Here is a 14309-nt window from a genome sequence, read left to right on the forward strand (position 1 = left end):
AAACCATGCGAGCAGAATTCGCACACGAACAGGCGCAGGGTTTTCTGCGGCAGCGCAATCGCTTTGCCGCTTTGGCGGGCGTCCTGGGGCTGACCACGCTGGGCAGTCTCGGCGCAGCCTTTGCGAGCGACGAAAAGGTCGTCCTTGTGCCAATTACAGCCGAGCGGATCACCGTTTCGAGCGGCGGTATCGACGCGCCCTATCTCGAGCTTGTCACCCGCGACACGGCGCTGATGCTCCTTAACCGGGCGCCCGAAAGCCTCGACTACTGGATGGCCAACATCCTGAAGCTTGCCGATCCGGCTTCGCACGGCGCGCTCAAAGCCGAGCTCGTCCAAATCGTTGAGGAGCAGCGCGGCTCGGACATCTCCCAGGCCTTCGTGATCGCTCAAATATACGTCGATCCCAAGGGCCTCACATCCACGGTCGAAGGTACGCTCAAGACCTTCGTGGGCGCGCAAGTGATCGCGAGCCAACGCCGCTCCTTTCGTTTCCGTTGGTCGCAGCGCGGTCTGAGCCTTGCGCTCGCCGGCTTCGAACAACTTCCCACCGACAAAGAGGAACCTGGGCAATGAGCCTTATCCCATCTCCCCTGGCCGCTGCGCTCGCCGGAACCGGCCTTGCCTGTTTCGCGATTGGCGCCACACGACGTCCCGATCCCGGGCTCAAGCTAAGCGGTCTTGCCGTTATTGCTTTCGCACTTGCGCCTGTTCCGGCGCATGCTGACCAGTTCGTCGACGCAGCCGACAATGCGACTATCGATTGCGAACTGGCACGCGGTGAACTCACCCGGATCGCGCTCATCGATGACGGCTTTGCCAATGTCTCGAAGATCGCAAGCGGCTTTCCCTATAACGACTTCCAGGTGACGCACGAGCCGGTGCGCGGAGACATTTATATCTCCGTGCCTCCGCAATTCGCTGCGGCCCGCGTCAGCTTCTTTGCGACCAGTAAAGCGGGTTATGTCTACAAATTCGCCTGTCGCCTTGGCGGGCAGGAGGCGACCCAGCTTTTCATCACCAATCCCGCGCTTGCTAAAGCCAAGGCGACAAAATGGGAGGCCGAAACCGGCCCCGAAGACGCCGCAATCCGCCTGATCGAAGCCATGGCGAGCGATGCCGTCCTGCCCGGTTTCACCGCACGCGCCGAAATCTCCGCGCCGCGCCGCACTGGCGGGATCGAGGTTCAGCTCGTCGCCGAATACCAGGGCGATGAACTCACCGGGCAGCGCTTCCTCATCCGTAACCTCGGCAAGGAGAGCCTTGCCCTTGCGGAAGAGCGCGAAGCGCCTGCAGGCGCGCTTGCCTTTGCTTATGGCCGCGAAAGCCTCGCCCCCGGTGAAGCCACCAGCGCCTTCCTCGTCTTCGCGAAGGGAGGGCTCAAGTGATGGCAGTCGCACCAGCAAAACCGGAAAGCCCCAAGGCCAAGCCTGTGCCAGGCTCGCCGCAAGCCCGTGAGAGCGGACGCCGCAATCTCAATTCGCAGATCGCGCAGCGCCAGAAACTGCTGCTCGCCGGGATCGGGGCCATCGCGCTCATCGGCGGCGGGATGTTCATCTTCAGCGACGACGGTGACGACGCTGGCGCAGATGCGAATGGCGCTACGACGATCGACACCGGCAGCCTCGTCAATCGCAACCTGTCACAGCGCGAGTTCGTCGCGAGCTACGGCAACCGGCTCGATGCGCAGGGCAAGGCTATCAAGGATCTGGAAGAAGCACAGCTGCCGCGCTCGCAGGTTCAGGAGGAACTCGAAGCGCTGCGCAGCGAGAACGCGCAGATGCGCTCCGACGGCCAAGCCGCGATCGATGCGATCTCGGCCGAAAACGCCGCCTTGCGCTCGCAGCTAAGCCAGGCGACCAGACCCTCATCAGAGCCTTTACCCGTGCCGCCACCGCCGGCCTATGGTCCCGGGGTCAGCAACGCTGCGGCAATCCAGTCGCCGCAGCCCGGGGCACCGGCACAGGGCGGCGAGCTCAGCCTGATGAGTTTCACCGATGATGCGGGCAAGGACGGCAAGCCGAAAGGCACCGAGACAGCGCCTGCCCTGCTGCTCGAAGCGAGCCGCGACTACCTGCCGCCCAACAGCTACGCACCGGCAACGGTCATCGTCGGCGTCGATGCGTCGACCGGCGTTGCGAGCCAGAGCGATCCACTTCCCGTGGTCCTCAGGATCACCGGTCCGGCCCGCTCGGTCATGCGCGGCAACAAGCTGCTCACCACCGACATCACCGGCTGCCTCGTCAACGGTGCAGCGCGCGGCGATCTCTCGGCCGAGAAGGTCTACGTCAAGCTGGTGCGGATGACCTGCGCGCAGCCCGGCGGACGGTTTGCGGTCAGCGAAGTCAAAGGCTTCATCTCCTTTGCCGGCAAGTCGGGAGTACGCGGCCGCGTGGTCAGCCGTGAAGGCAGCCTCGTCAGTCAGGCGCTGCTCGCCGGGATTGTGGGCGGCTTCGGCCGCGGCTTTTCCGCCAACGCCAACGGCATCTTCACCGGACAAGTGGGGAGCAACGGCCAGCGCGAAGCCCTCTCACCGACCGACATTCTTGCTGGCGGGTTCGGGCAAGGCGCGGGCGACGCTGCTGACACCGTATCCCGCTACCTCATTGAACGCGCAGAACAATATCAACCAGTCGTCGAGATGCCGACCGGCATCGAGGTCGAGATCGTCTTTCTCGACGGCGTCCATGTCAGGAGCTCTTCCCAATGAACTACAATGATTATCGGCCGGGCCTGAAGGCCCGCGCCGCCCACTTCGCCCTGGCCTGCTCAGGTGCCGCCGCCGTGCTTACCCTCGGGGTTTCGGCCGTCACGGCCATGCCGGCATCGGCTGCGGCGCTGGCGAGCGATGTTGCGCAGGCCCTGAAGCTGCGCCTGCCCAAAACGCCCATCGATGCAATCGACTGCGACAGGCTCGGACCATGGTGTGAAGTCGTCTCGAACGACACGCTGTTCTATATCGACGAAACAGCGCGCTACCTGTTCGTGGGCCGGCTCTACGACATGGAAGAACGGCGTGACGTAACCGCTGCGCGGCTGCTCGAACTCAACCCAGACCTGCTTGCCGCCAGTGCGCCGCGGGCCGGAGGCGAAGCCCGACCGGGCCGTGAACGGCCTGCAAGAGCGGCTGCCGCCCATGTTGATCTCTCCACCCTTCCGGCAGCGGGCGCGATCCACTGGGGCAACCCCAAGGGCGAAAAGCTGGTGGTCTTCTCGGATTTTCAATGCGGCTATTGCCAGCGCCTCGCGAGCGAACTCGCAAAGGCAAAGGTCCATGTCGAAGAGCGGCCGATTTCAATCTTCGGTGCAGCGAGCCGCAAGCTTTCCGAAGCGGTGATCTGCGCAAAGGATCCGGTAAAGGCTCTGCATGCGGCCTATGCCGGACAGGCTCCCGCGAGCCGCAAGGCCTGTAGCAAAGCCAAGGCGCTCGATGCCAACGAGGCCTTTGCCAAGGCCAACGGTTTCAACGGTACGCCGGTGATCGTGCGCGCCCGCGATGGGGCCGTGATCCATGGCTACCGCGATGCTGCAACAATCCGCCGCTTCGCAGCCGACCCAAAAGGAAGCGGACAATGAGCCGGCTCTCGATCCCGCGGGCAGCCGCGCTGGCAGCGCCGCTGGTCCTCGCCAGCGCCTGCACCAGCTTTGGAAGCAATGTGAACGGCAGTTTCGCCTGCCGTGCGCCTGATGGAACCTGCGCGCCCACCTCGGCGATTGATGCCGGGGCAACCGGCATCGACGGGGCTGACGCCAAAGAAACGCACCGGCCCTTGCCCAGAACAGGCGAGGCGGTCCGACGTCTGCAGGTCGTCATCGCTGCCTACCGCGATGAAGCGGGCCGGGACCATGAAGCGCGGGTCGTGCACCTGACGCTGCCCGAAGCTGTCGGAACGGGTTGGCGCGCACCGCAAGGGCGTCGCGACATCCTTCGCTCACTGGGCGCGACCATTGCCGCAACCCGCGAGGCAGACCGCGCACCTCGAGACAACCACGACGAAGAATTGCCGGAACAGCTGTTTATCCCCCTGCAGCCCGTTCCGGCGATGCCCGGCGCCAACGCGCCGGAACCCGGGGGACTTGGCTCGTTTTCCCCTCCCCGCGAGCCGGTCCCCCACCCTGACACAGATGAAGGAGAGAGCCAGTGACGCTATCCCTTGCTGCCGCACGCGATGCGCTGTCGCGCAAGCTCTTTGCCGATACATCGCGACCTGAAAGAGAACGGGCACATTTCGGGCTCGACATGCTTTCCGACTGGCTCCCTTACCGGGTCTATGACGAAGCTGCGAAGCTCTACCGCAACGCGCGCTCGAAAGGCTTTGTCCTCGAAGTCACGCCGCTCATCGGGGCCGACGAACAGACCGGCGAGATCCTTGGGCAGTTCTTTTCCGAAGGACTGCCGCAGGGTGCCTGCCTCCAGGTCCTGAACTTCGCATCTCCGCGGATCGGCAATGTCGTCGCACCCTGGTTTGCTCCGCGCTACGAGCAAGGCGGCATCTATGAAGCGATCGCGAGAGCGCGGACCAATCGCCTCTATGATCTCGTCTGGAATTCGGGTTCGGCGCATGCACCCTTCCATGCTCGCAATGCCCGCGTGATCGTCTCGCTGGGTGTGCCGGTGCCCGGTAACGTCACCGATGCCGAGCTCTCCGAATGCCGCGAAGGGCTGATGGGCATGCTCCAATCGCTCGGGTTGCAAGCGCAGGAACTGCGCCCCAACGGCCTCTTGTCGCTGATCGACGAGCTGACTTCACCCACGACGGCACACGAACCGGACACGCATAGCTGGAACCCGCACGATACGCTCGATACCCAAGCGATCCGGCGCGATATCGAACTCGAGGTCGAGGGTGATCGCATGATCCTCAGGACCGAGCGGTTCCGCGAGACCGGGCGCGATGCGCACGGCAATCCCGAAGTGGGCGAATGCTATCCCGACCATTTCGATGTGCGCCATTATGCCGTTCGTTCGACTCCGGAACGCTGGGCGCCATGGGAATGCGCACGGCTTATCGGCGACATGTTCGCCGATAAGCTTCGGTTCCCCTGTCCGACGGCGACCATGCTGTGCCTCGTCTATCCTGACCAGGAAGCCGCCTCGGCGCGGGCGGGCTTCAAGTTCATGCGCACGACCAGCCTCAGCCAGACCAAGAGTGCGAGCTTCCTGCCAAAGCTTGCCGAGCAGTCGGCCGAATGGCGCCATGTTCAGGCCGAGCTCCAGGCGGGCAAGAAGCTCGTCAAACTCTTCTACGGGCTCACAAGCATCTCGCCGCTCGGTGAGGGCGATGCGCATGAGCGGGTGATCAAGGCCGTCTACAAGGCGGCTGGCTGGGACCTCGCCGATGAACGCTTCCTTCAGCTGCAAGGCCTTGTCGCGGCCTTTCCGCTAAGCCTTGCGGACGGGCTTGCCCACGACATGGCGCGCCTTAAGCGCCTCAAGACCATGCTCTCGACCACGGCGGCGCATATCGCCCCGATGCAGGGCGAGTATCTTGGCGGCAATATCCCGCACTTGCTGCTCGTCGGCCGGCGCGGCCAGCCCTTCTGGTGGTCGCCCTTCGAGAACGATGCGGGCAACCACAATATCGCGATCTGCGGAAAATCGGGTTCGGGCAAGTCCGTGCTCTTGCAGGAGCTTTGCGCGGCTTTGCGCGGCGCGGGCGCAAAGGTCGTGGTGATCGATGACGGACGCAGTTTCGAGCATTCGGTCAAACTGCAGGGCGGGCGCTTTGTCGAGTTCACGCTCGCCTCGGGATTTTCGCTCAATCCCTTCTCGATGGTCGATGATGCGCGCGCGCATGAAGACGAGGATTATCGGCTCGACTGTTTCGCGATGATCAAGGCCATGGTGGGCCAGATGGCGCGTCCAAGCTCAGCGCCCAGCGATACCGAGCGCGGCCTGATCGATCAGGCCGTCACCGCAACCTGGGACGCGCTGGGCAGCGGCGCATCGGTCGACGATGTTGCGCACGCGCTGCAAGGCTCGGATAGCGAAGCGGGCCGAGATCTTGCCACCGCGATCGCGCCCTTCTGCCGCGGCGGCAGCTATGGCGGGTTCTTCTCCGGCAAAGCGAGTTTCGCGCTCGACGATGATTTCACCGTCTTCGAGATGAGCGATCTTGCAAGCCGCGAGGAACTCAGAAGCGTTGTGCTCTCGGCGATAATGTTCATGACCGGCCAGGCGATGACGCGCTCATCGCGTGCCACCAAGAAGCTGCTGCTGATCGACGAGGCCTGGGCGATGCTCAAAGGCGGCTCGATGGGCGAATTCGTTGAAAGCTATGCCCGGACTGCGCGCAAATATGGCGGCGCGCTCGCGACTGCGACCCAGTCCTTGAACGACTATTACAAGTCGGATGGCGCGCGCGCCGCGCTCGAGAACAGCGACTGGATGCTGGTGCTCCAGCAGAAAGCCGAGACGATTGCGGATTTCAGGGCGAATGCGCGGCTCGACATGGACGATCGCACCGAGACCCTGATCCGCTCCCTGAAGCGATCGGGTACCGAATACAGTGAGATCTTCATTAAAGGGCCTGAGACCGAAGCGGTCGGACGCCTGGTCCTCGATCCCTTTTCGGCGACGATCTATTCCTCCGATCCGGACACCTATGCCGCGATCCAGGATCATGAGCGGCGCGGGCACTCTCTCTCCGATGCGATCCGCATGGTCGCAGGAGGTGGGCAATGATGGTCTCTCATCTGACCGACCGGGTCGAACCGCCAAATGCCAGAGCGCTCCTGCCCATCATGCAGGGGACATGCTTCGTTCTGATCGAAACGACGCGCTTTGCTGCAACGTCGCTTTGCATCGCGCTTGGCCTGCCGCTCGCTCTGTTCCTGTTTGTCGCAGGCTGGGACTTGCACGCGCTTTTCGCGCAGCTGGGCAATCTCTCGGACCGTTACCTTGAAGCGGACACCCTGCGCCGCAGCCTGTTCAGTTTGGACCTGCAGATTGGCTTCCTTGTCACGGCCGGGACGGTGACGCTGTTTCGCATGCCGCGTTTTCTGCAGCGGCTGATCGACGACCTCGAGACCCACACTGACAGGGAGCCACGCCGTGACTGATACGAGCCAATCGCCAACTTTCAAGCGCGCCCTGCTGGTGCGGATTGTAGCGGTGCTAGCGATCGCCTGTGCACTTCTTTGGGCAGCGTGGGTCAGCCGCGAGCTGAGCGAGCCGCGCCAGGAGATCGTCACCGTCCGGCTCGCCGAGACCATTGCCGCTTTCGTCGATGCCGAAGCGCGTGGGGCACAGGATCCCGAAGCCAGCCAGGCGCGTGTTCTCGCCTTCCTGAAAGCCTCCGAACGCGCGGTGACAGAGATGGGAACAAATGGCCGCGTGGTGCTGGTCGGTGAAGCGGTGCTCGCGGGCGGTGTTCCCGACGCAACCGATGAACTGCGCATGCGGATTGCCCGCCAGCTCGGAGAAGGAGGCGAGCAATGACAAGCCTCAACAAACGGATCTTACAGACACTCAAACGTCCGCTCGTGCTGACCGCGCTGGTCATGCTTCCCGTTGGATGGAGCGCTGTCGATGCTTTCAGCAAAGATCACGCCTTTCTGATCAATGCGAGCCCGAGCCTGCCCAACTGGGCCTTCTGGCTCGATAAGCACGCGCCAATCGCGCGCGGCAGCCTGATCTTTTTCGAGCCACCGCAAAGCGAGCTCGTCGAAGCGCACTTCGGACGAGGCGCGCAGCTCTTCGGCAAGCGGGTCCTGGGCGTGCCGGGCGATGTCGTCAGCCATCACGGCAAAGTGGTATTCGTCAACGGCCAAAAGGTTGCCACTCGCCTCGAAGAGACCAGCCTCGGCATCGCCCTTCACAAAGGCCCCGAAGGTCCAATTCCCGAAGACTGCTTCTACACCGGGACTAACCATCCGCGCGGGCTGGACAGCCGCTACGCCGAGATCGGGTTCGTGTGTCGCGGTCAGATCCTCGGCAGCGGGAGGGCAATCCTGTGAAAAAGCTCCTGGCCCCCTCGATCCTGCTCGCACTTATCCTCTGCCCAGCGCAGGCACTGGCCCGCGACTATGGCCAGCGCGGCACGGTGTTTCCGGTGATCGAGCGCGATCTGCTTGAACAGATCCATTCGCGCCTCACCCAGATGGAACAATCGGGAGAGACCGCACGGCTCAACAACGAACTGAAACGCCGCACAATTGCGCGAGTGAACAGGCCTGATCCCGTCGCCGGACTTGTTCGGGCGAGCGAAGCCCGACGCTGGAGTTTCGACCCAACGATCACGCTGGCTGCTGATATCCGTGGTGCGAAAGGCGAGTTGATCCATGCCGCAGGAACGCGGGTCAATCCGCTCGACAGCGTGCAGTTGCGCAGCCCCCTACTGTTCCTTGATGGCGACGATCCCGACCAGCTTGCCTGGGCCCTGAAGCAGGATGCCAATGCCAAGCTGATCCTGGTGAAAGGCGCCCCGCTCGAGCTGATGAAGGCCCGCCAGCGAAGATTCTATTTCGATCAGGGCGGCAAGCTGACAGCAAAGTTCGGCATTCGATCTGTGCCAGCGCGCGTGCAGCAGGACGGACGTCTCCTCGAAGTAAGCGAGATCGCGCTGCCGCCCCGAGAGGCCCGGCCATGAGCAGCATCCGAGCCTTTCTCATCCTTGTTGCAGCGACATTGTCGCTCGCCTTTGCTTCGCCAGCTTCGGCCGATCCTGGCCCCGGCAAATGCACCGGCAGCTTCGTCAATCCGATCACCGACATCTGCTGGTCTTGCCTCTTCCCGATCTCGGTCGGCGGGCTCGAAATCTGGCCGAGCAATCGTCCTGATCCCGACAATCCTGACTTGCCGGTCTGCCTGTGCGGTCTTCGCCCCGGTATCGCGATGGGGTTCTGGGAGCCGGTCCGGCTTGCCGATGTCAGCATGAAGCCGTGGTGTTTCGTGAATCTCGGCGGCACCAAACTCGATCCCGGCTTCGATATCGGGTTTCGCTCGATCTCTGGTCCTTCAGCTGTCGGCGGCGCCAGCCAGTATTATTCGAGCTGGCACGTCCACTGGTACGCCTATCCGCTGATCTACTGGATGGAGATCGTCGCCGATTTCCTGTGCCTCGAGCCGGGCTCGATCGATATTCTCTATATCTCCGAGATCGATCCGCTGTGGCAGGACAGCGAACTCACCGCGATCATCAACCCCGAGGCGGTGCTCTTCGCCAACCCGCTCGCGCTTGCCGCCTGCGCTGCGGATTGCGCCGCATCGACCGCCAATCTGCCACTCGACGAGATGTTCTGGTGCGCGGGCTGCCAGGGGTCGATGTACCCGATGAACGGTAACGTCTCGGCTTCAATCGGGCACGTCCAGGCTTCGCGGCTCGTGCTTTCGCGCTTTGCTTACAAGCTCCACCGCGAACTCGTATCCTGGGGAACGATGGGCTCCAAAGGCCTGTGCGGCAAATACCTGATGCCAATAATGCGCAAGCAGCAATACCGCTTCCAGGCCACCAATCCCAATCCGGCGACAAACGGACGCTACGCCTGTCCGCCAATCGGCACCTCCACCACACTTCAGGAACCCGGACAGATGATCCCCGCCATCGGCGAAGACATGGGATACCTCGTCTGGCGCAAAAGGAATTGCTGCGCGCTATGAACAAGCATCTCATCATTTTGCCCGTTGGCCTCACGCTTTCGTTGGGCGGCTTGGCGCTCGCCCAGAGCGTTCCCGACGGCATCGACCTCGACAGGATCCGCGAGCGTGCAGCGCAGCATACCGAAGAAGCGCAAGCGCTCGCGACCAATGTCCGCGAACGTGCCGAAGCCCTGACCGAGGATGCGCAGGCCGCACAAGTTCAGGCGCAGGCCAACCGCGCATCCTATGGCGACAGTATAGGTGTCACCGAGACGGACGCTGCCCTCGACCTGGACGCGATGATCGCAAATCAGGCCGCGGCCGAGAAAGCAGTGCTTGAAGGGACTCCGCGCTTCATTGCCTTTGCCAGCCTGTCGATGCCGCCGGCAGCGTTGAAGGCGCTTGTCCATGACATGACGCGGGCCGGCGGCGTCACCGTCCTGCGCGGCTTCCCGCAAGGAAAGAGCGAGGCGTTCAAGAAGCGGCTCGCTGCGATCTGGAGCGATAGCAACGAGGCAGGATCGCTCGGCATCGATCCCCGGCTGTTTCGCGCCTTCCAGATCGAGGCCGCGCCGAGCTTCGTCATGCTGAGCACCGATTTTGCGCCATGCGACGGGTTCGACTGCTCCAGCAACGTACCGCCGCACGACCGGATCGCGGGCAATATCAGCGTGGCAGAGGTGCTCGAGACCTTCGCCTCGGGCCGTGGTCCGGGCGCAGAGCTCGCCCGCCTTCATCAGAACCGCCTGGAAGGAGATCAGCGATGAGGCTCCGCGCATTCGCAACCGCAGCGGCATTGGTCGCCTGCCTGCTGGCTTTCCCAACAGCAGCACAGCAGCAAGACGCGAGGGCCGAAGGCAAGACCTTCGGAGAGAGCCTGCGCGGTGATGCTCAGCAAGCCGCGCGGGCCCGGCCAGATGCGGTCGACATTCCCAATTTCGACCGACAAGCGGTGCGAGATCTCGAACGGCTTGCCGACAATCCTGACCAGATCGAGGCCGCTGCCGGGGCTACATCGCGCAACCATCAGGGCCATCGCGTGGTGCGCGACAGCCTCGCCAATCGCGCACGCTTTGAAAGCAACGACATTGAAGCGGTTATAGCCCGCAGTCTGGCAATCAATGAAGCTCCGCTCGATTACACCAGTGGTATGTCGATTTCGGGCAGCCAGGGCGAATGCGTGCCTCTGCCACCTGGTTCCGGGTCAGCTGGCACTTACACTGCGACATGCAACACAGGCACAAGGATCGAGCAATCGCAGGGGCAATGCTCTGTCCCGCTCGTCGCCAGCGTGACCCAGCGCCAGCAATGGCATTATCTCTGCAATGAGACTGGCTTTGCTCCAAACCTGCCGCTCTGCAGCAGTTTTGATCAAGGACAGTGCCGGGTGACCGGCTATCGTCCTGGCCTCTGCTTGCAATGGCGCGACGACGGATATCGCCGCTTCTGCACCGAGCCCGGTGATCCGATCGCTGAAATTACCTGTGATGCGCCGGATCCGCGCTACTCGCCTTTTGCAATCACCACTCAAAACACGGTCGAGACCGCTCGCGATGAAACTCAATGCTTGCCGCTCGCTGAAGACGGGGATTGCACGCTCGAGGCCGAAATCTGCAGTGATGATAGCCCCCAAACCCGTATCATCGATGGGGTGGCAGTCACACAAAGTTGCTGGGAATGGGAACGCCAATACAGCTGCACATCGCGCGAAGCAGCAAGCGATTGCTCGGACATTGAGCAGCTGGGCACCTGCCGCTTTGTTCGCGAAGTTTGCATCACCGACGAGACGCCATGTGAGACCTGGGAGCGTATCTACGAATGCCCGCTTCCAGAAACGGAGAACTCGCAGCAATTCGTTTGCGACGGCGATGTCTATTGCATCGACGGGTCCTGCGAGACGATCGAGCGCACCGCCAATGACGAATTCAAGGATGCGGTTACTGCACTCCATGCGATGGACGAAGCGCGCGGCCAATTCGATCCGGACACGCTGACACTTTTCCGGGGAACCCGAAACACCTGCTCGTCCAAGGTCTTTGGCGTTCTCAACTGTTGCAAGGGCAAAGGCTTTCCACTGATCCCCGGCATCAGCTTGCTGGTCGCGCTTGGCTGCGACCGCGAAGAAGTTTTGCTCCACGAACGCGATGCTCAAGGCCTGTGCGCCTATGTCGGGACCTATTGCTCGAAGAAATTCCTCGGCGTCTGCCTGACCAAGAGAAAGGCCTATTGCTGCTTTGAGAGCAAGCTCTCGCGCATTCTCCAGGAACAAGGCCGCAAGCAGCTTCCCAAGCCCTGGGACAAACCCAAGGAAGAGCAATGCGAGGGCTTCACCCTCGACGAGTTCGCGCAGCTGGATCTCAGCCAAATGGATTTCAGCGAAGTCTATGCTGAATTTACCGAGGCGGCGCGGCTTCCCGACGAACTCGAGACCAGCGTCCTCATCCAACAAAAGATCGAAGACTATTCCGCAAGGAGTGGCCAATGACGCGCCGCCAATTGATAACCGTCCTGACCGTGTGGCTCGCCGCTCTGAACCCCGGCCCGGCAGCTGCGCAGCAAACCCAGACGGCAGAGGCGGCGACGACCGCTGACAGCCTCTACTGCGAGCAGCGCCGGCTCGGTTACTGGTTCTATTGCGTCAAGCCAGTGCCAGCAGCCGAACCCGAAAAGGAGCAGCCCGCGAAGGAAGTGCCGGCAACGCAGCAGCTCGACGCGATCACCGAAGAATTGCGCGAGTTGAAAGCCCGCGCGATCCTCTATCCGACACCGGAGAACGTCACCGCCTATATCCGTTTTCAACGCGCACAGCTCGACCGAGCTTCGTTGTTCTCGGATGTCTGGCAGCGCGCCATCTGGCAGGATCCCGAACTCGACTACACGCTTGAGCGCCCGGTCGGCGCGCTTGCCAAGAAGCAATGGCAGGACGCCCGCGCTGCCGACCGCGATGCGGTGATGGCGCGGCTCTCCGAGCGCTACGGCCTGTTCTATTTCTTTTCCCAGACCTGCGGGGCCTGCGAGGTCATGAGCCCAATCGTCAGGTCGGTCGCGGATCGCTGGCGCATCACGGTGCGGGCGATCTCAACCGACGGCGGACCGTCTCAGCACTTCCCCGATTACAAGGTCGAAAGCGGCCAGCGTCCGCGCATGGGGCTCGAGCCGGGGATCACGCCGGCGCTGGTGCTGTGGGACAGCGTCGCGAAGCGCCCGATCCCGATCGGTTACGGCGTTCTCTCGGCCGACGAACTCCAGGACCGCATCTATCTCCTCACCGCAAAGGAAGCCGGACATGATTACTAGCATTCGCAATACGGCGCTCACCATAGCCGCAGCCAGCATGGTTGCTTCACCTGTCGCCGCGAATGTTGGCGACAGCATGGACCGGTTCATGGACGATATGGGGGCGGCGGCGAATGTCACCGGCCCGACCGCGTTCGAAGGCCAGTCAGCAGGCTATTACAGCCTCGGCAATGTCTGGACGCGCTTTCCGCAAAAGACGACCAACATCGCCAATCTGCAACTCCCGAGAGCACGGGCCGGCTGCGGCGGGATCGACATTTTCGCCGGGTCCTTTTCCTTCATCAATGCAAGCGAGATGGTCGCGCTCATGAAGGCGGTCGCGAACAACGCGGTCGGGTTCGCCTTCAGCCTGGCGATCGATACCGTCTGCCCCGAGTGCAACAAGATTATGCAGGAGTTCAGTCAGAAAGCGCAGCTGATGAACAATCTCTCGATCAACTCCTGCGAGATGGCGCAAGGGTTAGTCGGCGGCATCTGGCCCAAGGGCGATCTGGCCGACAAGGCGATCTGCGAGGCGATCGGCAATTCGGAAGGGATCTTCACCGATTACGCCGCGGCCAAGCATGGCTGCGGCACAAGGGGCCAACGCGCTTCAACGAACGACAGCGCCGGCACTGACTATGCTGACGTCAATCCCGGCGTCGCGCGCAACTATACCTGGCACGTCCTCAAAAAGAGCGCGTTCTTCAACCCCGGCGGGACCTTCGACCGTGACCTCGCCGAATATGCGATGACGCTCATCGGCACGGTGATCTATGTTCCACCAAGCGATGACGAGGCGGGCAAGTTTGTGCCTTTCGCAGGCGATGCCTCATCAACTCTGGTAACCGCGCTGCTTGACGGGACACAGGGTCAGTCAGTGCGGGTGTTCCGATGCGACGAGCCGGACCAGTGCCTCGATCCGAGCTTCCAGCAGATGAGCCTGACGAGCGCGAAAGCCATCCGGCCTCGTGTGGCGCGGCTCATTGGTAGCATGGTCGAGGCGATCCGCAGCGATACCGCAATTGGGAACGAAGAGAAGGAGCTCCTGCAGGTAGCCTCGGTCCCGCTCTACAAGATCCTGACAGTTCAGGCCGCCTACGGACGCGGCATGCCCACTGATGATCGCGACACGCTTGCCGAGATAGCCAGCATCGATCTTCTCTATGCCATACTCGAAAGGATAACGGCCGAGGCTGGCCGGTCGATGGCGAGCTTCATCGCGGCCGATGAAGCCAAGCTCGCCATCTGGCGCGCTCAGGTCGCCGAAGTGCGTTCAAGCCTCTCACAGCGCCAGGCAACCGGCCAAGCGCGGGTCTCAGCCATTATGCAGATCATCGAGAAGACGGCGATGATCGAGAACATGCTGGCAGCTTCGATGTCGCCGTCGATGGCCGCTGCCCTCGACTGGTCACGCGGGATGCAGTCCCGTTCGATCATCCCATAGGGAGCAG

15 protein-coding genes are annotated in these 14309 nt (G+C 62.5%); all 15 read left to right on the top strand.

Annotated features, from left to right (window positions below; all coding sequences use genetic code 11):
- Positions 1–5: 5 nt before the first annotated feature.
- The 15 genes from EH31_RS10385 to EH31_RS10455 are packed head-to-tail and all read left to right on the top strand — an operon-like array spanning position 6 to position 14302.
- On the top strand, positions 6–575 hold the full coding sequence (locus tag EH31_RS10385; protein WP_034960278.1) for a type IV conjugative transfer system protein TraE: 570 nt from the start codon (positions 6–8) through the stop codon (positions 573–575).
- Entirely contained in the window at positions 572–1387 is an 816-nt protein-coding gene (locus tag EH31_RS10390) for a type-F conjugative transfer system secretin TraK (RefSeq protein WP_034960279.1), read from the top strand. Before EH31_RS10385 ends, EH31_RS10390 begins: the two co-directional genes overlap by 4 nt.
- The gene (locus EH31_RS10395; protein ID WP_034960281.1) at positions 1387–2709 is read left to right on the top strand and encodes a TrbI/VirB10 family protein; all 1323 of its coding nucleotides are present in this window, start codon (positions 1387–1389) and stop codon (positions 2707–2709) included. The genes EH31_RS10390 and EH31_RS10395 overlap by 1 nt, the downstream gene beginning before the upstream one ends.
- Complete coding sequence (locus EH31_RS10400) at positions 2706–3575, top strand: DsbC family protein (RefSeq protein WP_034960282.1); 870 nt, start codon at positions 2706–2708, stop codon at positions 3573–3575. The genes EH31_RS10395 and EH31_RS10400 overlap by 4 nt, the downstream gene beginning before the upstream one ends.
- Complete coding sequence (locus tag EH31_RS10405) at positions 3572–4144, top strand: hypothetical protein (RefSeq protein WP_051699174.1); 573 nt, start codon at positions 3572–3574, stop codon at positions 4142–4144. Before EH31_RS10400 ends, EH31_RS10405 begins: the two co-directional genes overlap by 4 nt.
- On the top strand, positions 4141–6684 hold the full coding sequence (traC, locus tag EH31_RS10410) for a type IV secretion system protein TraC (RefSeq protein WP_034960283.1): 2544 nt from the start codon (positions 4141–4143) through the stop codon (positions 6682–6684). The genes EH31_RS10405 and traC overlap by 4 nt, the downstream gene beginning before the upstream one ends.
- Positions 6681–7061, top strand: coding sequence for a hypothetical protein (locus EH31_RS10415; RefSeq protein ID WP_034960284.1), 381 nt, complete (start codon positions 6681–6683; stop codon positions 7059–7061). The genes traC and EH31_RS10415 overlap by 4 nt, the downstream gene beginning before the upstream one ends.
- Positions 7054–7440, top strand: coding sequence for a type-F conjugative transfer system protein TrbI (locus tag EH31_RS10420; protein ID WP_241765899.1), 387 nt, complete (start codon positions 7054–7056; stop codon positions 7438–7440). Before EH31_RS10415 ends, EH31_RS10420 begins: the two co-directional genes overlap by 8 nt.
- On the top strand, positions 7437–7958 hold the full coding sequence (locus EH31_RS10425; protein ID WP_034960287.1) for a S26 family signal peptidase: 522 nt from the start codon (positions 7437–7439) through the stop codon (positions 7956–7958). The genes EH31_RS10420 and EH31_RS10425 overlap by 4 nt, the downstream gene beginning before the upstream one ends.
- The gene (gene traW / locus EH31_RS10430; RefSeq protein ID WP_199797023.1) at positions 7955–8590 is read left to right on the top strand and encodes a type-F conjugative transfer system protein TraW; all 636 of its coding nucleotides are present in this window, start codon (positions 7955–7957) and stop codon (positions 8588–8590) included. Before EH31_RS10425 ends, traW begins: the two co-directional genes overlap by 4 nt.
- Positions 8587–9600 (top strand): conjugal transfer pilus assembly protein TraU, encoded by a 1014-nt coding sequence (traU, locus tag EH31_RS10435; RefSeq protein ID WP_034960288.1) that lies wholly within the window; start codon positions 8587–8589, stop codon positions 9598–9600. The genes traW and traU overlap by 4 nt, the downstream gene beginning before the upstream one ends.
- Positions 9597–10346 (top strand): type-F conjugative transfer system pilin assembly protein TrbC, encoded by a 750-nt coding sequence (gene trbC, locus EH31_RS10440; protein ID WP_034960289.1) that lies wholly within the window; start codon positions 9597–9599, stop codon positions 10344–10346. Before traU ends, trbC begins: the two co-directional genes overlap by 4 nt.
- Positions 10343–12064, top strand: coding sequence for a conjugal transfer protein TraN (locus EH31_RS10445; protein WP_051699175.1), 1722 nt, complete (start codon positions 10343–10345; stop codon positions 12062–12064). Before trbC ends, EH31_RS10445 begins: the two co-directional genes overlap by 4 nt.
- Positions 12061–12876 (top strand): conjugal transfer protein TraF, encoded by an 816-nt coding sequence (locus EH31_RS10450; RefSeq protein WP_034960290.1) that lies wholly within the window; start codon positions 12061–12063, stop codon positions 12874–12876. The genes EH31_RS10445 and EH31_RS10450 overlap by 4 nt, the downstream gene beginning before the upstream one ends.
- Positions 12866–14302: a conjugal transfer protein TraH gene (locus EH31_RS10455; RefSeq protein ID WP_034960292.1), complete on the top strand. Its 1437-nt coding sequence runs from the start codon at positions 12866–12868 to the stop codon at positions 14300–14302. The genes EH31_RS10450 and EH31_RS10455 overlap by 11 nt, the downstream gene beginning before the upstream one ends.
- Positions 14303–14309 lie beyond the last annotated feature (7 nt).

It is taken from the genome of Erythrobacter longus (assembly GCF_000715015.1).
GTDB classification, from domain to species: domain Bacteria; phylum Pseudomonadota; class Alphaproteobacteria; order Sphingomonadales; family Sphingomonadaceae; genus Erythrobacter; species Erythrobacter longus.